The organism is Ruegeria sp. HKCCD6119 (genome assembly GCF_013110585.1).
GTDB lineage: Bacteria > Pseudomonadota > Alphaproteobacteria > Rhodobacterales > Rhodobacteraceae > Ruegeria.
In genome coordinates this window covers 945,670-965,708 of sequence record NZ_WVQV01000001.1, presented here as the reverse complement: position 1 = coordinate 965,708, position 20,039 = coordinate 945,670, and the positions used below count along the sequence as shown (strand labels likewise).

General features: G+C 57.8%; 22 protein-coding genes. 11 read left to right on the top strand and 11 right to left on the bottom strand.

Annotated elements, in window-relative coordinates; all coding sequences use genetic code 11:
- Positions 1 to 32: 32 nt before the first annotated feature.
- The 5 genes from GS611_RS04895 to cobA all read right to left on the bottom strand — a co-directional run bounded on the left by GS611_RS04895 (position 33) and on the right by cobA (position 4,008).
- Positions 33 to 440, bottom strand: a complete 408-nt coding sequence (locus tag GS611_RS04895; RefSeq protein ID WP_171116164.1) for a DUF934 domain-containing protein — start codon at positions 438 to 440, stop codon at positions 33 to 35.
- Positions 437 to 1,198, bottom strand: coding sequence for a phosphoadenylyl-sulfate reductase (locus tag GS611_RS04890; RefSeq protein ID WP_171632798.1), 762 nt, complete (start codon positions 1,196 to 1,198; stop codon positions 437 to 439). The genes GS611_RS04895 and GS611_RS04890 overlap by 4 nt, the downstream gene beginning before the upstream one ends.
- Positions 1,188 to 2,852, bottom strand: coding sequence for a nitrite/sulfite reductase (locus GS611_RS04885; RefSeq protein ID WP_171632795.1), 1,665 nt, complete (start codon positions 2,850 to 2,852; stop codon positions 1,188 to 1,190). Before GS611_RS04885 ends, GS611_RS04890 begins: the two co-directional genes overlap by 11 nt.
- A 65-nt stretch (positions 2,853 to 2,917) precedes the next feature.
- Positions 2,918 to 3,232, bottom strand: coding sequence for a DUF2849 domain-containing protein (locus tag GS611_RS04880; RefSeq protein WP_171328572.1), 315 nt, complete (start codon positions 3,230 to 3,232; stop codon positions 2,918 to 2,920).
- Positions 3,232 to 4,008, bottom strand: coding sequence for a uroporphyrinogen-III C-methyltransferase (cobA, locus tag GS611_RS04875; protein WP_171632792.1), 777 nt, complete (start codon positions 4,006 to 4,008; stop codon positions 3,232 to 3,234). Before cobA ends, GS611_RS04880 begins: the two co-directional genes overlap by 1 nt.
- 144 nt (positions 4,009 to 4,152) lie before the next feature.
- On the opposite strand from cobA, the gene GS611_RS04870 reads away from it, so the two are divergent.
- Positions 4,153 to 4,635 carry an Lrp/AsnC family transcriptional regulator gene (locus GS611_RS04870; RefSeq protein ID WP_117869097.1) on the top strand — a complete coding sequence of 161 codons (483 nt, stop codon included), beginning with the start codon at positions 4,153 to 4,155 and terminating at the stop codon, positions 4,633 to 4,635.
- 128 nt (positions 4,636 to 4,763) lie between these two features.
- Here the strand turns inward: GS611_RS04870 and GS611_RS04865 are convergent, their stop codons facing one another.
- Positions 4,764 to 5,945, bottom strand: coding sequence for a cytochrome P450 (locus GS611_RS04865; protein WP_171632789.1), 1,182 nt, complete (start codon positions 5,943 to 5,945; stop codon positions 4,764 to 4,766).
- Between GS611_RS04865 and GS611_RS04860 the strand changes: the two genes are divergently transcribed.
- The 6 genes from GS611_RS04860 to GS611_RS04835 all read left to right on the top strand — a co-directional run bounded on the left by GS611_RS04860 (position 5,944) and on the right by GS611_RS04835 (position 12,948).
- Positions 5,944 to 7,725, top strand: a complete 1,782-nt coding sequence (locus GS611_RS04860) for an ATP-binding protein (protein ID WP_171632787.1) — start codon at positions 5,944 to 5,946, stop codon at positions 7,723 to 7,725. The two genes, GS611_RS04865 and GS611_RS04860, sit on opposite strands and share 2 nt — an antisense overlap.
- On the top strand, positions 7,722 to 8,951 hold the full coding sequence (locus GS611_RS04855; RefSeq protein ID WP_171632786.1) for a response regulator: 1,230 nt from the start codon (positions 7,722 to 7,724) through the stop codon (positions 8,949 to 8,951). The genes GS611_RS04860 and GS611_RS04855 overlap by 4 nt, the downstream gene beginning before the upstream one ends.
- Before the next feature lie 362 nt (positions 8,952 to 9,313).
- On the top strand, positions 9,314 to 10,315 hold the full coding sequence (locus tag GS611_RS04850; RefSeq protein ID WP_171632783.1) for a DctP family TRAP transporter solute-binding subunit: 1,002 nt from the start codon (positions 9,314 to 9,316) through the stop codon (positions 10,313 to 10,315).
- Between the two features lie 113 nt (positions 10,316 to 10,428).
- Entirely contained in the window at positions 10,429 to 11,106 is a 678-nt protein-coding gene (locus tag GS611_RS04845) for a TRAP transporter small permease (RefSeq protein ID WP_152457843.1), read from the top strand.
- Entirely contained in the window at positions 11,106 to 12,482 is a 1,377-nt protein-coding gene (locus tag GS611_RS04840) for a TRAP transporter large permease (protein ID WP_171632781.1), read from the top strand. Before GS611_RS04845 ends, GS611_RS04840 begins: the two co-directional genes overlap by 1 nt.
- A gap of 154 nt (positions 12,483 to 12,636) precedes the next feature.
- On the top strand, positions 12,637 to 12,948 hold the full coding sequence (locus GS611_RS04835; protein ID WP_171632779.1) for a multidrug efflux SMR transporter: 312 nt from the start codon (positions 12,637 to 12,639) through the stop codon (positions 12,946 to 12,948).
- 504 nt (positions 12,949 to 13,452) lie between these two features.
- Here the strand turns inward: GS611_RS04835 and tpiA are convergent.
- Complete coding sequence (gene tpiA / locus GS611_RS04830; RefSeq protein ID WP_171632776.1) at positions 13,453 to 14,202, bottom strand: triose-phosphate isomerase; 750 nt, start codon at positions 14,200 to 14,202, stop codon at positions 13,453 to 13,455.
- Positions 14,203 to 14,350: 148 nt separating this feature from the next.
- Complete coding sequence (locus GS611_RS04825; RefSeq protein ID WP_171632773.1) at positions 14,351 to 14,716, bottom strand: iron-sulfur cluster assembly accessory protein; 366 nt, start codon at positions 14,714 to 14,716, stop codon at positions 14,351 to 14,353.
- A 289-nt stretch (positions 14,717 to 15,005) separates the two neighbouring features.
- Between GS611_RS04825 and GS611_RS04820 the strand changes: the two genes are divergently transcribed.
- Positions 15,006 to 15,275 (top strand): hypothetical protein, encoded by a 270-nt coding sequence (locus GS611_RS04820; protein ID WP_245217979.1) that lies wholly within the window; start codon positions 15,006 to 15,008, stop codon positions 15,273 to 15,275.
- A 218-nt stretch (positions 15,276 to 15,493) separates the two neighbouring features.
- Here the strand turns inward: GS611_RS04820 and GS611_RS04815 are convergent, their stop codons facing one another.
- From GS611_RS04815 to GS611_RS04805, 3 genes are all read right to left on the bottom strand, one after another.
- Positions 15,494 to 15,856, bottom strand: coding sequence for an SUF system Fe-S cluster assembly protein (locus GS611_RS04815; RefSeq protein WP_152457849.1), 363 nt, complete (start codon positions 15,854 to 15,856; stop codon positions 15,494 to 15,496).
- Positions 15,857 to 15,950: 94 nt separating this feature from the next.
- Positions 15,951 to 16,229, bottom strand: coding sequence for an NfeD family protein (locus GS611_RS04810; RefSeq protein WP_171168340.1), 279 nt, complete (start codon positions 16,227 to 16,229; stop codon positions 15,951 to 15,953).
- Complete coding sequence (locus tag GS611_RS04805) at positions 16,229 to 17,119, bottom strand: SPFH domain-containing protein (protein ID WP_171632769.1); 891 nt, start codon at positions 17,117 to 17,119, stop codon at positions 16,229 to 16,231. The genes GS611_RS04810 and GS611_RS04805 overlap by 1 nt, the downstream gene beginning before the upstream one ends.
- Positions 17,120 to 17,293: 174 nt before the next feature.
- Between GS611_RS04805 and GS611_RS04800 the strand changes: the two genes are divergently transcribed.
- From GS611_RS04800 to GS611_RS21095, 3 genes are all read left to right on the top strand, one after another.
- Positions 17,294 to 18,205 carry a nucleoside hydrolase gene (locus GS611_RS04800; RefSeq protein WP_171632767.1) on the top strand — a complete coding sequence of 304 codons (912 nt, stop codon included), beginning with the start codon at positions 17,294 to 17,296 and terminating at the stop codon, positions 18,203 to 18,205.
- 63 nt (positions 18,206 to 18,268) lie between these two features.
- Complete coding sequence (gene tgt / locus GS611_RS04795; protein WP_171632764.1) at positions 18,269 to 19,399, top strand: tRNA guanosine(34) transglycosylase Tgt; 1,131 nt, start codon at positions 18,269 to 18,271, stop codon at positions 19,397 to 19,399.
- A gap of 307 nt (positions 19,400 to 19,706) precedes the next feature.
- Positions 19,707 to 19,901: a DUF6636 domain-containing protein gene (locus tag GS611_RS21095; RefSeq protein WP_253284950.1), complete on the top strand. Its 195-nt coding sequence runs from the start codon at positions 19,707 to 19,709 to the stop codon at positions 19,899 to 19,901.
- The last annotated feature ends 138 nt before the right edge of the window (positions 19,902 to 20,039 follow it).

Sequence of the window (20,039 nt, the reverse complement as noted above, 5' to 3'; positions counted from 1 at the left end):
CCTTTGTGTTTCAAGCCGGCGATGGGCGGCTTTTAACCGCGCAAACGCGCCTGATAATTGTTCTCTTTCCAGTTGGCCCGGGAAAGCCACTGATCTTCGGGCTGGCGATCTGCCAGGTCTCCGTCAATCTCAACTTCGTCAAAGCCGCAGCGACGCGCCATGGCGTACTGGTCTGCCAGAACATGACCCTTGGCGCGCAAACGTCCTGTATAGCCCTTAAGGCGCAGGGTGCGGGCGATGGTAAAGCCGCGACCGTCGGCAAAGGATGGAAAATCCACCCGGACCAGCTTGGCACTGCCCAAACGGTCAAAAAGCTCATCCGGGTCCGTGTCCGAGCTGACGTCCAGCGCAACCACGTCATTCGCGGCATCATCCAGAGTGACAAAGCCGTCGGTCCAGTCATCGGGCGAAAAGCCCTCATCTGTTACGATTACGTTCATGTTTTTTCTCCGATGCGCACCATCTTGCCATCGACAAAATGAATGCCGCATTCTTCCTTGTTCTGATCGCGCCAGCGGCCGGCGCGGGGGTCTTCGCCTTCCTTCACCGGCGAAGTGCAGGGCGCACAGCCGATCGAAGGGTATCCCTTGGCCACCAGCGGATGCCGGGGCAGGTTGTTTTCTTCCATATAGGCGCGCACATCGTCCGGCGCCCAATGGGCCAGCGGATTGACCTTGATCCGGCCCGTGCCGTCTTCGACCTCGAAAAACTCGAGCGCGGCGCGCGTGCCGGACTGAAACCGTTTCCTGCCGGTAATCCAACCGCAATACCCGGTCAGGGCTTGCTGCAAGGGAAAGGTCTTGCGCAGGTTGCAGCACGCATCCGTATCCCGCAGGCGCAGCGCGCCATAGGGGTCTTCGCGTTGCAGTTCTTCGTCATCCGCCCGGATGATCCGGATGTTCCTGAGCCCCAGGCGCTCGCTGACTTCCTGCTGGTACTCCAGCGTTTCGGTGAACAGCAATTGGGTATCCACGAACAACACCGGCGTCATCTTATCGATCACCGCAGCCATGTGCAGCAGCACCACCGATTCCGCGCCAAAGCTTGAGACCAGAGCAAGCGCATCGATCTCTTCAAGGGCGCCATGCATCACGTCATGGGCGCTGTGGTGACGGAACCGGGCATTCAATGCGCTGACCTTCTCGGTCAGGTCGCTGCGGTCTTTGCCCAGTTCCGTTTGAATCAGATCAAGCGGCATTCGCCCGAGCCTCGGGGTAGAGGGCGGCCTTGAACGGCTCCATGCCGACGCGGCGATAAGTCATCAGAAAGGTTTCTTCAGCATTCTCGCGCAGATCCAGGTAGGTGTCGACGATGCGTTCCACGGCCGGTACGATCTCGTCATAGGCAAAACCCGGACCGGTGCGGTCGCCGATCGCGGCCGTCTCGGTGGCGTCGCCACCCAGTGTGATCTGGTAGTTTTCGACGCCTGCACGATCCAGGCCCAGGATGCCGATATGGCCCACATGGTGGTGGCCGCAGGCGTTGATGCAGCCCGAGATCTTGATCTTCAGGTGCCCAATGTCATGCTCCAGCTTCAAATCTTCAAAGCGGGTCGCAATTTCCTGAGCAACCGGGATCGAGCGCGCCGTCGCCAGCGCGCAGTAATCCATGCCGGGGCAGGCGATGATATCGCTGATCAGCCCGATATTGGCGGTGGCCAGTTCGTGTTCCTTCAGCTTTGCGTGGATCGCGGGCAAGTCCGATTTGTGGACATGCGGCAGGATCACGTTCTGCTCGTGGCTGATACGCAGCTCATCATAGGCGAATTCTTCGGCCAGATCGGCCATCACGCGCATCTGCTCGGCGGTCGCATCACCCGGCGTCTGGCCGTGTTTCTTGATCGAGATCGTAACGATCGCGTGGTCCGCGTTCTTGTGGGGCGCGATGTTGGTATCGACCCACGACCGGAAAACCGGATCGTTGGAATAGGCGCTTTCAAACGACGCAACCGAACCTTTGCGGAAGGCCGGAGGCGCAAAATGGCCTTTGATCTCATCCAGCAGCGCCATGTCGGCGCCCTTGAACTGTGGGCGAACCTGCAAGAAACGTTCATTCACCTTGGCGCGGATGGCGTCGATGCCGTGTTCATGCACGGTGATCTTGATGCGCGCCTTGTACTTGTTGTCGCGGCGACCGATCTGGTTCCAGACCGACACGGTGGCTTCCAGATAGGCCAGCAGATCATCGAATGCGACGAATTCGGACAGTTCCTTGCCGATCATGGGCGTACGGCCCAGGCCGCCACCGACGATGACGCGCGCACCCAGAACGCCGTCACGTTCGACCAGTTGCAGGCCGATGTCATGCGCTTTGATCACGGCGCGGTCGTTTTCCGAACCGGTGATGGCGATCTTGAACTTGCGCGGCATGAACTGGAATTCCGGGTGGTCGGTCGACCACTGGCGCAGCAGTTCGGCATAGGGGCGCGGGTCGGCGACCTCATCCGCGGCGGCACCGGCGAAATGGTCGGCCGTCACGTTGCGGATGGTGTTGCCCGAGGTCTGGATGGCGTGCATGCCCACCTCGGCAAGCGCGTCCAGCATGTCTGGCACATCTTTCAGTTTCGGCCAGTTGTACTGGATGTTCTGACGGGTGGTGAAATGGCCATACCCCTTGTCCCACTTTTCAGCCAGAAGGGCCAATTGGCGCATTTGTGTGCTGTTCAGCGTGCCGTAGGGAATGGCGACCCGCAGCATGTAGGCGTGCAGTTGCAGATACAGGCCGTTCATCAGGCGCAGCGGCTTGAATTCATCTTCGGTCAGCGAACCGTCGATGCGGCGCTCGACCTGAGCGCGGAACTGCGCGTTACGCTCTGCCAGAAAATCTTTGTCAAACTCGGAGTAGCGATACATGTCTAGCTGTCCTTGGTTGCAGCCCCGAACCTGGGGCCTTGAAGGGGAGAGAGAAGGGCCAGAGGTCAGGCCCGGGGCTGCGGGGAAGCTTCCTGTTTGCCGTGGGCATAGTTGGACGGACCAGTGCGGCGGAAGTCTTCCCGGAAATGGGTGGGCTCGGGGCCGTTTTCGCCAGCAACGGCATCGGCCAGATAGGCGCCCACAATTTTGTTTGCCTGACGCGCGGCATCCAGCAGGCGAACCTGCGCATGCGCCTCGTCGGTGATCAGTTCTGCCTCGCTCAGGTCACGGGACCAGCGGTCATCTTCGGTCAGATAAATCACGTCACCTTCGAGCAAGTCATTTGCAGTGACGACTTTGGGGGTAAAAGCGCGGGCCATCAGGCAAGCTCCTTGTTGAATTCGGTTACAGCCTGCGCCGCTTCGCGCGGGGCAAGGCCATAGAAGGTCAGGGCCGGTCCATCCATTTCGGCGGCGGCCAGATCGGTGGGCAACTGGTCCAAAGTGGTGGCCAAAATCCGTTGGTCGGGACGCGAGGCATTTTCGACCAGGGTAATGGGCGTGGCGCGATCGGCGCCGTGCATGATCAGGCGACCCTGAATGAACCGAGCGGACTTCTTGCCCATGTAGATTGCCGCCACGGAACCCGGCTTGGCCAAAGCGTTCCAATCGTGATCCGCAAAACCCTGCATGTCGTGCCCGGTCAAAAAACGCACCGATGAGTTGCGTCCGCGGCGAGTCAGGCTTTGACCGATGCTTGCCACTGCGGCAGAGGCCGCCGTGATGCCGGGAATGATCTGCCAGGAAATACCGGCCGCGTCGACGGCCTCGATTTCTTCGTCCAGACGACCAAAAACCGTGGGATCCCCCGATTTCAGGCGCACCACACGGTTGCCATTCAGGGCGTGTTCAACCAGAAGCGCGTCGATATCGCTTTGCTTCCACGAGGGGCCGAACCCGGCCTTGCCGACATCGACCAAAGCGGCGTTCTGGGCGGCAATGTCCAGCACAGGCTTGCTGATCAGGCGATCATGCAGCACCACATCCGCGCGCTCGAATGCGGCCAACGCCTTGAGCGTCAGCAATTCGGGGTCACCGGGTCCGGCGCCGACAAAGTCGACATGACCTTTGGGACTGGTTGTGTGAAAATCCTGCATCGGATCGTCTCGGACATTGTTTGACTTGACCCTCAATATAGGAAATATTCCCACCGAAGCGCCATATCACCGCTAAAATAAGGACAAATGTTCCGATTTTCGGAAAAGCCGGAACATAGGTGTCGAAACAGAAGGAAAATTGGAATGTCGGTGCGGATAGATGACACGGATCGAAAAATTCTGGCCGAGCTGCAACGGGACGCAGGCCAATCATTGGACGAAATTGCGGCTCGGGTCGGCAGTTCAAAGACGCCTGTTTGGAATCGCATTCGGAAGCTCAAGGGGGCGGGAATCATCGGCCAGCAAACGGTGCTGCTGGATGCCGAGGCACTTGGGTTCGAAGCCACCTTTTTTGTTTTGATCCGCACCTCGGAACATGAGGCGGACTGGCAACGTAAATTCCTGAAAGCATTGAAGGATCACCCCGAAGTGCAAGAGGCGCACCGGTTGGCGGGTGATATCGACTATATCCTGAAAGTCCGGGTTAAAAACGCGCGTGCCTATGATCAGTTCTATCAGTCGCTCATCTCGGAAGTGCGCGTGCACAACGTCACGGCGTTGTTGTCCATGGAAGAGATCAAGTCCACAACGATGCTGCCGCTGAATGCGTTGGCAGAGGGGGCTTAGAACACTCGACCGCGGCTCCTCCGCCCGTGTCTTTCAATGGGCTTAGAGCCAGATGAGCTGATGGGTGTTTTCATCCGGCCGGAAGCAAAATCGCCAGAGGGATCGTGTAGGTATGCGGAAGGTGATGGCTAAGGTCTGACCAGCAGCTGATTCAGCCCGTGAAAGTGATAGCTGTCCGAATAAAGCGGCGGCGCAGCCAGTTGCAGGTTTGGACAGCTTTCGAACAGGATCGGCAAAGCAATGCGCATTTCCAGACGCGCCAGAGGTGCCCCGACACAAAAATGAATTCCGCCCCCAAAGCTTGTGTTGACTTCAATCGGACGGTTCGGCTGAAACGTGTTCGGTTCAGCCCAGACAGCGGGGTCGCGGTTGGCCGCGCCAAGCAACAGTGCCACTTGATCGCCACGTTTGAATGAATGGCCGAACAGATCCACGTCCTCATACGCGTAACGTGTGAACATGTGCAGAGGCGGGTCATAGCGCAGGATTTCTTCGATGGTTCCGTCGAGTCCATCCGGTGCCAGGCCGTCAGGGGCGGTGCGGGTCTGCAACAGGGTTTTCACCCCGTTCCCCAGTGAGTGCACGGTAGCCTCATGGCCTGCGTTGAGCAGCAAGATGCAGGTAGCAACCAGCTCGTCCAGTGACAGTTTCTGGCCTTCTTCCTCGGCGCTTATCAACCGGGTTATCAGATCGTCGCGGGGATCATTGCGCCGCAGCTCTATGTATTCCTTCAGGAATTCGGTGAATTCCTTAGATGATTTGGCGGCCGTGTCTTCGGTGTCCTGCGTGCGATTGGCCTGATACATGGCAACCATATCGTGAGACCATTGTAACAGATCGGGCGCCATGGCTTCGGGGACGCCCAGAAGCCGGCAGATCGTGACCACCGGAACCTGAGTGCAATAGGCTTCCAACAGGTCGAACGTGTTCCGAGGGAAATCTTTGATCAGGCTGTGGCACAGATCTTCGATGGAAGGTTGCAGCGCAGAAATCGCCCGTGACGTGAAGGCGCGCATCACCAATGACCGAAGGCGTGTGTGCCTTGGTGGTTCTGCCTCAAGCAGTGAATGGGCCTCGATGGCCAGCCAGGGCGCCAGATGGGCGGGACCTTGCTCTGCCAGTTCGGGCGGTACCTCGCGGCCAAACCTGCGGTCCCGAAACAGGGCGCGAACCGCGCGGTATGAAACCGCGGCGACCATACCATAGTCCTGCCAATAGAACAGATCGCCCGAGCCTCGCGCCATGTCGTAGAACGGGTAGGGGTTTTGGACGAAACCCGGGTCTGTCGGTGATTGCGAAAAAGACTTCATGCGCCGCACACTTGCCATGCGGCGCGTTGAATGCAAGACCCTGTCTATGCACAGGGTTTGGTTCATTTCCGGTTTCTTGCTCGCCGTTGGGTTATTGTCGGGGTTTGTCTGGTCTTATGGATATCGACAGGCCCTGTCTCAGCTGAGCGAGAAGGCAGAGGCAGATCTTGAGCTGGCGGCTGACCGGCTGAGCACGCAGATGCAAGTGTATCAGGAACTTGCCGTGCTGATGGCAACTCATCCCGTTTTGCATGAACTGGATACGCAGGCCGGTATTCGCCAAGCCCGGGCAACGCTGCTGGACGTCGCTGACAAAACGGCCGCCGTAAACATGATGTATCTGGATACGAACGGGCAGGTGCTGGTATCGGCGCAGCCTGTGTCCCAGCGCAACATGGCCCATCATCCGGCTTTCCGCCGTGCGATGCAGGGCGCCTTGGGCAGTGCGCATGAGGTTGTACCGTCGGGCGAAGACCGGATCTATTCCTATGCCGCCCCCACTTTTGGCCCGTCTGGCCAGATTGAAGGCGCGTTGATGGTCGTTGCTGATGTTCAGGACGTTGAACAAACGTGGCGCGGCAGTACCGAGGCGGTTTTCTTTGTCGATTCCGATGGTGTCGTTTTCATTTCCAACAGATCCGACCTGCTGTTCTGGCGCCGGGCGGACGGTGAGGCGGGATTGACGCCGCCAGATGGTGCGACCGTTGATTTTTCTTCGAAACAGGTCGGCAGGCACGAGTTGTGGCACTTGAACTGGGGGCGTTACCTGCCGCGCGATGCGCTGCATCTGACCCTTGATTTGCCGGTGATCGACATGACTGCCGAGGTGCTGGTGGACGTGGCGCCGGCCCTTCAGCTTGCCAGGCTTCAGGCGGCGGCCGTCGCAGCGATCTGTCTGGCCTTTGGGGCCATGCTCTTTCTTGCCATGGAGCGGCGGCGGGCGTTGGCCGAAGCGAATGCCGTTCTGGAAAGCCGTGTGGCCAAACGCACCCATGACCTGACAGTGGCAAATGCCAGTTTGCGCAAGGAAGTGGCGGAACGGGAAGAAGCCGAGGCGGCGCTGCGGCGGGCCCAGGCAGACCTGGTGCAGGCCGGAAAGCTCAGCGCTTTGGGGCAAATGTCGGCGGGCATCAGCCATGAACTGAACCAGCCGCTTATGGCCATACGGCAATTTGCGGATAACGGTTCAGCGTTCATGACGCGGGGAAAACCTGAAATGGCTGCCGAGAATCTGGGCCGGATCTCGGAAATGGCGGCGCGGATGGCGCGGATCATCAAGAACCTTCGCGCCTTTGCCCGCAACGAAAGCGAACCGATGGGACGGGTTGACCTGATTCAGGTTCTCAACACTGCTGTTGAACTGACCGAGGCCCGCCTGCGAGACGACAATGTAACCCTGAACTGGGCCCCCCCGAATGGGGCTGTGTATGTTTGGGGGGGTGAAGTACGTTTGGTGCAGGTGTTCGTGAATCTGATCAACAATGCGGCGGATGCAATGCTGGGACGACCAAAACGGATTATAACGATAACGCTGCGAAAAGGTGCACGATTGAGCGTTTCCTTGCAGGATACTGGCCCGGGCATTGAAGATCCCGACCGGATGTTCGAGCCCTTCTATTCCACGAAAAGCGTTGGATCGTCAGAAGGTTTGGGGCTGGGGCTTTCCATTTCCTACGGGCTGGTTCAGAGCTTTGGTGGGGACATAAGGGGCGCGAACACGGCGGATGGGGCCATGTTTACCGTCGAACTGGAACCCTGCGACAAGGAAGAGGCTGCGTGATGCGCAGGGTTTTGTTGGTCGATGATGATGCCGCCGTACGCGAGGCCTTGTCTCAAACTCTGGAATTGGCGGACTATCAGCCAACGACCGCCGGATCCTTTGTGGCGGCCAAGGATCACATCAGCCGCGAGTTTCCCGGTGTCATCATCTCGGATATACGCATGCCGGGGCGGGACGGGTTCCATCTTTTGTCTTATGCCCGAGAGGTCGATCCGGATCTTCCCGTGGTTCTTCTGACGGGTGAGGGCGATATTCCCATGGCCGTCGATGCCATGGGAAAGGGCGCGTTCGATTTTCTGGAAAAGCCGTGCGCCGCGTCCGACCTTCTCGAGGTGCTTGAACGCGCGTTTGCAGCCCGTTCGCAGATATTGGAGCAAAGAGCGGCAAAATCCGAGCTGGAACGAGGAGACCCCACCGCGCGTTTGCTGTTCGGACTGTCGCCGCAGGCCGAGGCCCTGCGCGAACGGGTTCGGACCGTTGCGCCAACAGGCGCCGAGGTTCTTGTGACGGGACCGCCGGGCAGCGGCATCTCGAAGGTCGCCGAGGTCGTGCATCTGATGTCGCCAGCAGGGCAGGGACCATTTGTCAAACGCACGGCCTCCAGCCTCAGCCCCGACGACTTGGCCAAGAGCTGTGAAGATGCGGCAGGTGGGTCATTGTTTCTGGACGAAGTCTCGGCCATGCCCCATGCCACGCAATTTGCGGCGTTGGAGATCATCGAGCATGGACCGGGCGGGCGTATCATTGCGGGAACGACCGCTGATCTGTCGGCGCTGAGTTCTGAAGGCCGGTTCAATGCAGACCTGTTTTACAGGCTGGATGTCATGCGGGTTCGTATTCCATCGCTGGCAGAACGTCCCGACGACATTCCGGTGATCTTCCGCCATTACGTTGCACAGGCCGCGGAACAGGCGGGGATCGTGGCGCCGGAAATCTCGTCCGAGCATCTGGCGTCGCTTATGGCCAGCGACTGGCCGGGGAATGCGCGATCCCTGATGTCAGCCGCGATGCGCTTCGTGCTGGGAATGCCGGAAGAAGTCGCGCAGGCAACAGACCTGGGCCTTAGCGAACAGATGGCGCGGGTGGAGCGGTCGCTGCTCATCGCGGCGCTGGGTCGTCACAACGGCAAGGCATCAGATGCGGCGAAGGCATTGAAACTGCCGCGCAAGACATTTTACGACAAGCTGGCACGGTACCAGATTCGGGCCGAGGATTACCGACGGTAACGGCCGGGCTCCCGCCACCTTTTTCCGCATTAACATGCGTCTAAAGCTGTTGGGCCGGGCAGCCCGCTGTCGCGGGCTGCGGTTTCGCGTCAGTTGATTCGGGGGTTTTGATTCGCGGCGTGTGCGGATTTTCGCACAAACTGGAAGATTGCTGTGCGGAATCTCGCACTCGGGGTTTCGAATGGGTCCAATATCCATTGCAAAGCGCTTTATAACCTTCTGAAAGAAAATCACTAAATAGAAAATCGAGGGACAGAAAACAAATCGTTGAGTGGATCGTGCCGATTCGTTTCACTTCGCTGCATCTGATACCGAATTGGTGTCGAAGGACAATTTCAAGGAAGTCTGGGAGGAAAAGACAGATGAAATTCCTGACAACGGCAGCGACCGCTCTGGCGCTGACAGTCACAGCCACCGCAGGGATGGCAGCCTGTGACGATGGTGAAATCGTCGTCAAGTTCGCGCATGTGACCAACACTGATAAACACCCCAAGGGCATCGCCGCATCGCTGCTGGAACAGCGCGTCAATGATGAGATGAACGGCGTGATGTGCGTGGAGGTCTATCCGAACTCGACACTGTACAACGACGACAAGGTGCTGGAGGCGATGTTGCAGGGCGACGTTCAGCTTGCCGCGCCGTCACTGTCGAAGTTCGAGAAGTTCACCAAGCAGTTCCGCCTGTTTGACCTGCCGTTCATGTTCAAGAACATCGACGCTGTGGATGCATTCCAGGCTTCGGCTGATGGTCAGGCGATGAAGGACAGCATGCAGCGCCGTGGCCTTCAGGGGCTGGCCTTCTGGCACAACGGCATGAAGCAGATGTCGGCCAACAAGCCGCTGGTCGATCCGTCGGATGCAAACGGTCTGAAGTTCCGCGTGCAGTCTTCGGACGTTCTGGTGGCACAGATGGAGGCTATTGGTGGCAGCCCGCAGAAAATGGCGTTCTCGGAAGTTTACGGCGCGCTGCAACAGGGGGTTGTGGATGGTCAGGAAAACACCTGGTCGAACATCTATGGCAAGAAGTTCTTCGAAGTTCAGGACGGCATCACCGAGACGAACCATGGCATCATCGACTATCTGGTCGTGACCTCTGTGGACTGGCTGGACAGCCTGGATCCGGACGTGCGTGATCAGTTCCTGACCATTCTGGCTGAAGTCACGGAAACAAGGAACAAAGAAGCCTTTGCCGTGAACGAAGCAGCCAAAGCTTCGATCGTTGAAGCAGGCGGAGTCATCCGCGAGTTGACCCCGGAACAGCGTCAGGCCTGGGTTGATGCGATGAAACCCGTTTGGGACCAGTTCGCAGGTGACGTGGGTCAGGACAAGATCGACGCGGCTCAGGCCATCAACGCCGGCTTCTGAATCTGGCCAAAGGCCGCGCGTCCGGGGACTGGGGAGTATTCGACGCGCTGGCCGGGCGGGCTGAACAAGCCCGCCCAACACTCTCTCATCACAAAAAATGCGGGGACAGAAAGATGTCTGGTGCGAATTCCGGCCAAGGCGGGCTGGTCGACCATATCGAAGAAACCCTGATCGCGTGTCTGTTGGGCCTGATGACGGTCGTGACATTTGCCAACGTGATCGCGCGGTTTGTTTTCAATTCCAATATCCTGTGGGCGCTTGAACTGACGGTGTTCACCTTTGGCTGGCTGGTGCTGCTTGGCGCCTCTTATGCGGTCAAGAAACACTCTCATCTGGGTGTTGATGCGATCCTGAACATGCTGGCCCCGGCGCCACGTCGCATTCTGGCGCTCATCGCCGTGGGGTGCTGCCTGGTGTTTTCGTTGCTGCTGCTGAAGGGCGCCTATGACTATTGGGCGGTTTTCGCGGATCTGCCGCCGACATCCGGACGCTGGTTCCCGACCGGGTTCAACTTCGACGCCCGCAGCCAGAGTTTCTATGAGGTGGACGATATCCCGATGGTCGCTCCGCTGCGGTTTCTGGAAGACCTGATCAACTATGGCGAAGGGTACGAGAAGCTTCCCAAAGTGGTGCCTTATCTGGTGCTGCCGGTATCGATGCTGCTGCTGGTGATCCGGTTCGCCCAGGTTGCCGTTCAGATATGGCGTGGCGAAACGGATCGCCTTGTCGCCAGCCACGAAGTCGAGGACGAGATCGAAGAAGTCCGCGCTCAGCAAGGAGAGCATAACTGATGGACGTCGTACTTCTTTTCTCGATGGTCGTCGGCCTGCTGCTGATCGGTGTGCCGATTGCAGTTGCGCTTGGCCTCAGCTCGACCCTGTTTCTGCTGATCTACTCAGACAGTTCACTCGCGTCTGTCGCGGGTACGCTGTTCGAGGCTTTTGAAGGGCATTTTACCCTGCTGGCGATCCCGTTCTTCATCCTGGCGTCGTCCTTCATGACTACAGGTGGTGTCGCACGACGGATCATCCGGTTCTCGATCGCCTGTGTCGGGCATTTGCCCGGCGGTCTGGCGATTGCGGGCGTCTTTGCCTGTATGCTGTTCGCAGCCCTGTCCGGGTCGTCCCCGGCGACCGTGGTCGCCATCGGCTCGATCGTCATCGCGGGGATGCGTCAGGTGGGCTATTCCAAGGAATTTGCCGCCGGTGTGATCTGCAACGCGGGGACATTGGGTATTCTGATCCCTCCATCCATCGTCATGGTCGTATATGCCGCCGCTGTTGAAGTCTCGGTTGGGCGCATGTTCCTTGCGGGGGTTATTCCCGGTCTGATGGCCGGTTTGATGCTGATGATCACCATCTATGTCATGGCCAAGGTCAAGAACCTGCCCAAGGGGGAATGGAAAGGCTGGGGAGAGGTCTTTACCTCGGCCCGCGAGGCCGGTTGGGGTCTTTTCCTGATCGTCATCATTCTGGGTGGTATCTATGGTGGCATCTTCACCCCGACCGAAGCCGCCGCAGTTGCCGCAGTCTACGCGTTCTTCATTGCCAGCTTTGTGTACAAGGACATGGGCCCGCTGAGCACGGAAGAAGGCACACAGAACCTGCCGCTGCTGAAAAAACCCTATGCGCTGATCACGGCGTTCTTTCACCCGGACACCAAGCATACGCTGTTCGAGGCAGGCAAGCTGACGGTCACGCTGCTGTTCGTGATCGCCAACGCGCTGATACTCAAGCATGTTCTGACCGACGAGCAGGTGCCGCAGCATATCGCCGAAGCGATGTTGTCGGCCGGCCTTGGCCCTGTCGCTTTCCTGATCGTGGTGAACGTGATCCTGCTGATCGGCGGTCAGTTCATGGAACCGTCAGGCCTGTTGGTTATCGTGGCGCCCCTTGTGTTCCCGATCGCTATCGAGCTGGGCATTGACCCGATCCATCTGGGTATCATCATGGTGGTCAACATGGAGATCGGGATGATCACGCCTCCGGTCGGTCTGAACCTGTTCGTGACTTCGGGTGTTGCGGGTATGCCGATGATGAGCGTTGTGAAGGCGGCGCTGCCCTTCCTTGCGGTGCTGTTCGTCTTCCTGATCATGGTGACGTATATTCCGTGGATATCGACCTTCCTGCCCAACACGTTCATGGGGCCGGAAATAATAACCAACTAGACTGTTTGAAAACTGAACAAAGCCGGGTGGTGTCAACTGCCCGGCTTTTTCGTGTCTTGAAACCACGCGATGGGTTCTTATCTGAGGCACAGAGGACGACCTCTGCTTTCTGGGACATCATTCGGGACGACCCGTACGGATATGAGGTTGTCTTATGCCCTGGATCTTTCTTCTGTTTGCTGGCCTTTTGGAAATTGTCTGGGCGGTTGCCATGAAGCAGTCGGCCGGTTTTACCCGATTGTGGCCGACGGCCGTGATGGGCGTTTCGATGTTGGGCTCATTTGGTCTGCTGGCGCTTGCAATGCGCAACTTACCGTTGGGCACCGCATACACGATCTGGACTGGGATCGGTGCGGTGGGGGCGTTCAGTGTCGGTATTCTGTTTCTTGGCGAAGCCCTGACACCTGCGCGGATCGCAGCTGCGGTTCTGATCGTGACAGGCCTTGTGGTGATGAAGCTGGCCTGATGTGCTTGACTTGCCAAGCCAAAGTACTTCGGCAGTTTACAGCACACACTCGAAGCGGAGCTCGGAATTTTGACCGGCTCTGACAGACGCATTTTGCGTGGCTCCTGAAAAGGCGAAGGCCGGATTTGACGACGGCGGATGTCGCATCGGATCGGTTCTGGCGCGGGATGGCGGAGTTGTCTCACAAGGTCGCAATCAGCCTGTACAGGGCGGCAACCCGACCGTGCTGGAACAGATGGAAGCCCTGCGCAAGGCGGGGCGTCAGAAAACCTGTTCCCGCATACCTCGCCATTGCCCAGTGCAATTTGTTCGCTTCCCATCGCTCAGTTCGGAACCCCGCGTCTCTTCGTCAACTCACGGAATTTCGCGCGCAAGGCAGGATTTTTTGCGATCAAAGGGGAGGGGCCTGTTGCAGTGAACAACCCCGACCGCATCGCGTTGAAGCGACGATCTATTGAAAAAACCGATCCTTGAGCCGAAGAAACTGCGGGGCGAAGTCTGGAATTAGGCGCCTTCCAGCGCTTGAATGATTCCCGAGAATTCAGTCGCTTTCAGGCTGGCCCCGCCCACAAGTGCGCCATCGACGTTGGAAACTGAAAATATATCCGCCGCGTTGCCGGGTTTCACCGAGCCGCCATAAAGCAGGCGGACGGAACGGCCCACGCCTTCGCCAAAGCGGCGCTCCAGCCGGGCGCGCATGAAGTCGTGAACTTCCCCGATTTCTTCCAGGGTGGGAACTTTGCCGGTGCCAATTGCCCAGATCGGTTCATATGCGACGATCAGGTTCTCGCCGGTCGACTGATCCGGGATCGACCCGGACATCTGGCCGCCGATGATGTCCAGCGTATTGGCCGCTTCGCGCTGCTCAAGGCTTTCACCGACGCAAATGATCGCCTTCAAACCTGCATCCATCGCTGCGCGCGCCTTGGCCCGCACATCTTCGTCATGTTCACCGTGGTCCACGCGGCGCTCGGAATGGCCCAGGATGACCGAAGTTGCACCGGCATCCACCAGCATATCCGCACTGATATCTCCGGTATGCGCGCCTGATTTTGCCGCATGACAGTCCTGACCACCGACAGAGATGGCGGTGCCCTGAACGGCAATTGATGCGCGGCTGAGCAATGTTGCCGGCGGGCAAATCAGGATATCCACCGAGGCTGCCGGGTGGATCTGAGACAGCGCCTTCAACTCGGTCAACTCAGCGCCGGTCCCATTCATTTTCCAGTTTCCAGCCGCCAGCTTCTGCCGCATTTTGGTATCTCCCTGATCATCCGATGATTTTAGCATGCGGATAGCATTGTAAGGACCATCTTACAATTCTGCTCGCATGCTGATCCCGGGCGCAAACATCGAAGATCGGCCCGCATGCGACGTTCAAATGAAAAGGGATGAGGCAGGCTTAGCCTTGTTGGCCGATGCTTTCGTCGAATTTGATCGATTCTCCACAGCCGCAGGCGTCGACGACGTTCGGGTTCTTGAACTTAAAGCCGGATTCCAACAACGACACTTCGTAATCGATTTCGGTTCCGAACAGGAACATCTGGGCCATGGGCGCAATCATGATGCGCGCGCCATCCTGTTCGACCACTTCGTCATGAGGATCTGCGTGATCAACATACTCCATGGTATATTCCATGCCTGCACAGCCGCCTTTTTTGACGCCGATGCGCAAACCAGCGTGACCGCCTGATTTCATCAGGCGGGTAATCTGTTCTGCGGCTTTGGGCGTCATTGTCACAGCCTGTTTGCCAGGGATGCCGAACATGTAAATCTCCGTTGTCGCGCGTTACACCCAATCTAGGGGCCAAGGCTCTTTTGCTCAAGGCAATGTCGTGTAAAGAAATTGAATTCGCTGGAAAGCTTAGTGTTTCTGCGTCGCCGCTCTGCAAACTTGCTTTGATACGGGAGGCGGGGTTAGCATCGGTCTTATGACGTTTTGGAACCCCGTCCGAATAGATGGCATGACATGAAGTGGTAGAAATATGAATTATTTATGGTCGAAAGTTAAAGTAGCTTTACTTGCGGCCGCATTTTTTTCCGTAAGCGTGTGCGCGGTGTCCGACGAAGCTTGGGCGGCCACGGGATCCGAACGGCACCCGGTGAATTGTGCAACGGCGGAAGGGGATCTGCGCGCGATTGCATCGGAAAAGAAACATGCGGAAGACAAACAACTGGAAAGCATTGCCGCCATAACACCTGCCGGGGCTCTGTTGGGGCTGGTCACGGGAACCGAGCAAAAAAGGCTGCAAATGCTGTCAGGTGACTACGTCAAGCAACTGGATGCCAGAACGGCAGAGATCAAGGAAACCTGCAATCTGAATTGATCGTCGTTGTCGGAACAAAAAAGGACCGTTCTCGGGCAAGAACGGCCCATATTCTTGAGCTGGGAAGCGGGGGGCGGTCATGGCGTGCCCAGCCCACGGCACCGCATACGCGACGGCCACCTTAAGATGATATCCGTCTGGAGTGTGACGGGGACTGCACGATAAGGTGACGAAAATGCCAAGTTTTCGTGACGGTTGGAAGGGCAAGTGCCTGATGGCTACATAAAGCCCAATTCCAGGCGCGCCTCATCCGACATCATTTCCATGCCCCAAGGCGGTTCCCAGGTCAGTTCGACATCGACTTCCTTGACGCCCGCAACAGGTTCAATCGCCTCGACAATCCAGCCAGGCATGTCGCCCGCGACCGGACACCCGGGTGCCGTCAGGGTCATGATGACCTTCACGGCGTTGTCCGGAGAAATGTCGATCGTATAGATCAGGCCCAGGTCATAGATGTTGACCGGAATTTCCGGATCGTAAACCGTGCGGCACGCTTCGACGACTGCCTCGTACAGCGGGTGTTCAATCGTTGACGGCGCAATCAGCGGGGTGCCTTCAAACTGTTCGCTCGGGTGGGTCATCTTTGCCTCGGGTCAGTTGCCTGAGTGATTATATAGGGAATACCTGCAACAGCGTCCAGTAGGGGCGTGACGCTCGGGTGAGCGTCACTGTGTCTTAGTCATTGATGTCATGCGTGAAGGTTTTGACCTGACCATGCGGCAAGGCAAAAAGCCGGCGCAGGACTAGCCATGCGATCAACGAAAGAACTGCGAAGATCAGCGCGATCACATGCAATGACAGTGTCAGACCGGGGATGACAAGGATGAGACCGGTGATCGCGGCCCCGATCGCAAAGCCCAAGAAGATGAATCCGGGCAGAACGATTTCCAGGATCCCCAGAGCCAGCGCGGCGGCCAGCCAGATCCACCAAGTCAGCCAAAAGGGATCAGCCATCATCTACCTCCTTTGAGCATTTTGAACGCGTCACCAAAGGCTTCGAGAGCATTGGCGGGCACAACTATGGTCTGCTTGCCGGAACCGTTGCCCAGTGCATTAAGGGCTTCAACCTGTTTCAACGCAACCTGATACTGCGCAGCCTCGATGCCATTGTCCTGAATGGCCTTGGCGACGACGCCTGTCGCGTATGCCTCGGCCTCGGCCTGAATGCGCCGCGCCTTGGCGGTTTGTTCCGCTGCGTACAGCTCAGCATCGGCGTGCAATTCGACGGCGCGTTTTTTGCCTTCGGCTTCGGTCACCTGCGCACGGCGGGCGCGTTCTGCGTTTAGCTGTTGCAGCATGGCATCGCGGGTGGCCTGATCCAGATTCACATCCAGAATCTCGGCCCGGGTAACTTCGATTCCCCAATCATCCACTGCTGTTTCGACGCTTTCCTGAATGCGTGTGATCAACTGTGCACGGTTCGACTGCACTTCGTCCAGATCCATCTTGCCGATCTCGGCACGAACGATACCGGCAACCGTGGTTGCAATCGCTCCATCAACGTCGCGGATACGATAGACCGTCTTTTCCGGTTCGAGAATTCGGTAGAAGACAGAGGTGTCGATTTGCACCAGCACGTTGTCCTTGGTGATCGCGTCTTGGGTCGCGTTCGGCAACTGGCGTTCAAGGATCGAGATCTTGTGGCGTGCAACGTCCAGTAACGGAACAATGAAATTGATGCCGGGGCCAAGCACCGAATGCAGGCGTCCAAACCGTTCAATCACGTATTTTTCGGATTGCGGAACGATCTTGATGCCCTTGAAAATAACGATGACCACCAGCACGGCGGCCAGCAGGTAAATGATATTTGACGAAAGCAGTCCGATGATCTGATCTTCGGTCATTCTGTCCTCTTTTTATTGTGTACTATGGTATACATATATGGTTGAGTCGCTCGATTTCAACTCTGGTATGGAGGGAAAGCTGGCGGATGCAAACGCCTCACTACGGGAATTCAGCATTGAACCGAACTGCTGTGACTGCTTTGCATCCCGGCTTGTTTGCGGTATCGGGCGGGAATGAAACTGATAATCGATACAGACCCCGGCATCGACGATGCCATGGCGATTGCCTATGCCGCCGCTGCGCCTGAATTTGACCTGATCGGCCTGACCACGGTGTTCGGCAATACGCATGTTCATCAGTCCAGCCGCAATGCCCGTTTCCTGCTGGACAAGCTGGGCCTGGACCTTCCAGTGGCGGAAGGCGCGCCTTTCCCGTTGGGGGCTGACATGCACGTCCCATCGGACCATGTCCATGGTCCCGAAGGGTTTGGCGATCTGACCGAGATACCCGAGATCGGACGGAATCATGATCTTCCTGCCGCAGAGTTTCTGGCCGAGATGGCCCGGAAGCACAAAAACGAATTGGTCGTGTGTGCGGTCGGACCGCTGACCAACATTGCCAACGCCATGCGATTGGACCCGGAATTTGCCGGTAATCTCGGCCGGTTGGTGATCATGGGCGGTGCCGTCTACTGCAAGGGCAACGTTACCGACCATGCAGAAGCCAACATTTATCACGATGCGGTTGCCGCGGATGCGGTCTTTTCCGCACCGCCCGAGACCGTGCTGGTTGGTTTGGACGTTACCCTGAAAACACTTTACGAGACCGCGGATTTCGAGGCGCTGGCTCGGAAATCGCCCGGCATGGGATCTTTTCTGCGTGATATCTCTCGGTTTTATCTGAAATTCTATAAAGAAATCGGAGGATTGGAAGGGTGCGGTCTGCATGATTCAACCGCTGTGATCGCCTGTTCGCACGGGGCCATGTTCGACGTGGTCGAAACCGGGCTGCGTGTAGTGACGGAAGGCGACCGGATAGGTGCGACGCAACCTGACCGGGATCGTCCCGCAGTTCGTGTTTGTCGTGATGTGGATGGAGCGGGGGTCGTGCGTCTGTTTACTGACCGCGTTGCATCCTTGCCCTGACGGGTTGCAAAGACCGATCGGATCGGGCAAATCCTGCCCGGTTCGGCGATCCGAGGCGATAACATGACCCAGCAATTCTCTTTCAAGCTCAAGGCCACAGACGGCAAGGCGCGCACTGGTGTGATCAACACTCCGCGTGGCGAGGTGCGGACACCTGCCTTCATGCCAGTTGGTACCGCCGCGACGGTCAAGGCGATGATGCCGGAAAGCGTCCGGGCCACCGGGGCCGACATCCTGCTGGGCAACACCTATCACCTGATGCTGCGCCCCACCGCCGAACGGATTGACCGTTTGGGCGGGTTGCACAGGTTCATGAACTGGGACCGACCGATCCTGACGGACTCGGGGGGGTTTCAGGTCATGTCGCTGGCCGGCTTGCGCAAGCTGACCGAAAAAGGCGTGACCTTCAAATCCCATATTGATGGATCGAAGCACGAGCTGACGCCAGAAAGATCAATGGAAATTCAGCGCCTTCTGGGGTCCGACATCGTGATGTGCTTTGACGAGTGCCCTGCATTGCCTGCAAATCGCGACCGGATCGCCGAATCCATGCGTTTGTCGATGCGTTGGGCCGACAGGTCCCGTGACGCCTTTGGGGATCGTCCGGGGCATGCTCTATTCGGAATCATGCAGGGTGGTCTCGAGCGGGACCTGCGGGAAGAAAGCGCCGAAGCGTTGAAGAAGATTGGTTTCGAAGGCTACGCCGTTGGCGGTCTGGCAGTGGGCGAGGGGCAAGAGGCCATGTTCGACTGTCTGGATTATGCGCCTGATTTCCTGCCCAAGGACAAGCCACGTTACCTGATGGGCGTTGGCAAACCGGATGACATAGTCGGAGCAGTGGCGCGTGGGATCGACATGATGGATTGCGTTCTGCCCTCGCGTTCGGGCCGTACCGGTCAGGTGTTCACGCGCCATGGCGTCGTGAACATCAAGAACGCGCGTCATGCGGACGATCCACGCCCGCTGGATGAAAACTGTTCTTGCCCGGCCTGTTCGAACTACTCACGTGCTTACCTGCACCATGTGTTTCGCGCCAACGAGATGATCTCGGGCATGTTACTGACCTGGCACAACCTTCATTACTTTCAGGAAATCATGCAGGGCATGCGGGACGCGATCGCTGAAGGCTCATTTGAGGCGTGGCAGGCCGCGTTCCACGCGCAACGCGCGCAGGGCGATATCGAGCCCCTGTAACCTGTCCGTTCAGGTGACAATTGCGGGGTCTTCCGGTATTCTGAAACAACTTTATTCAAAGTTGTTTTTGTATGTGACCCGGAGAACTGTTGATGTCCCGCCTTTTCCTCGGCGCAGTCATTTTTTTGTACAAGCCCTGCAATTGCAGATGTCTGGACCTTTGAAACCCCATCCGAAAACACTCAGTGCTCGGTGGGCGAAGGCGCCGAGTCCTCGGACACTCGGTGCACGATCATAAAAAGATACGGCCCTCCGGCGTTGCCGCGCCCCGCGAACTGTCAATCTGACTGGGGGGCATGATTTTCAGATGTTCGACACCGGTCCCGTGGAAATGCTGTGCCAGCCGCTGAATCGGAACCGGGACGGATTTGACCGTGCGGAATACGGTGTAACCGGTCGGTTCGGAGGATTTACCTGCGCCTCTTCCACGAAAGGTCTGGAATGCCGCAACCTCGGTGGCCGCGGTTTTTTTCTGTCCCGGGCGGTGCAGCAGGTGTTCTGATAGTGAATATGCGCATTGCATATGCATGTCGCACTAATTTCGGTGGATATGTTCCCGGGACATCTTGCAGTCCCGAAAACCTCGGTTCATGCTGCGACACGATACATGGCGGTAAGGTTGAAAAAGGGCGATGAGGCC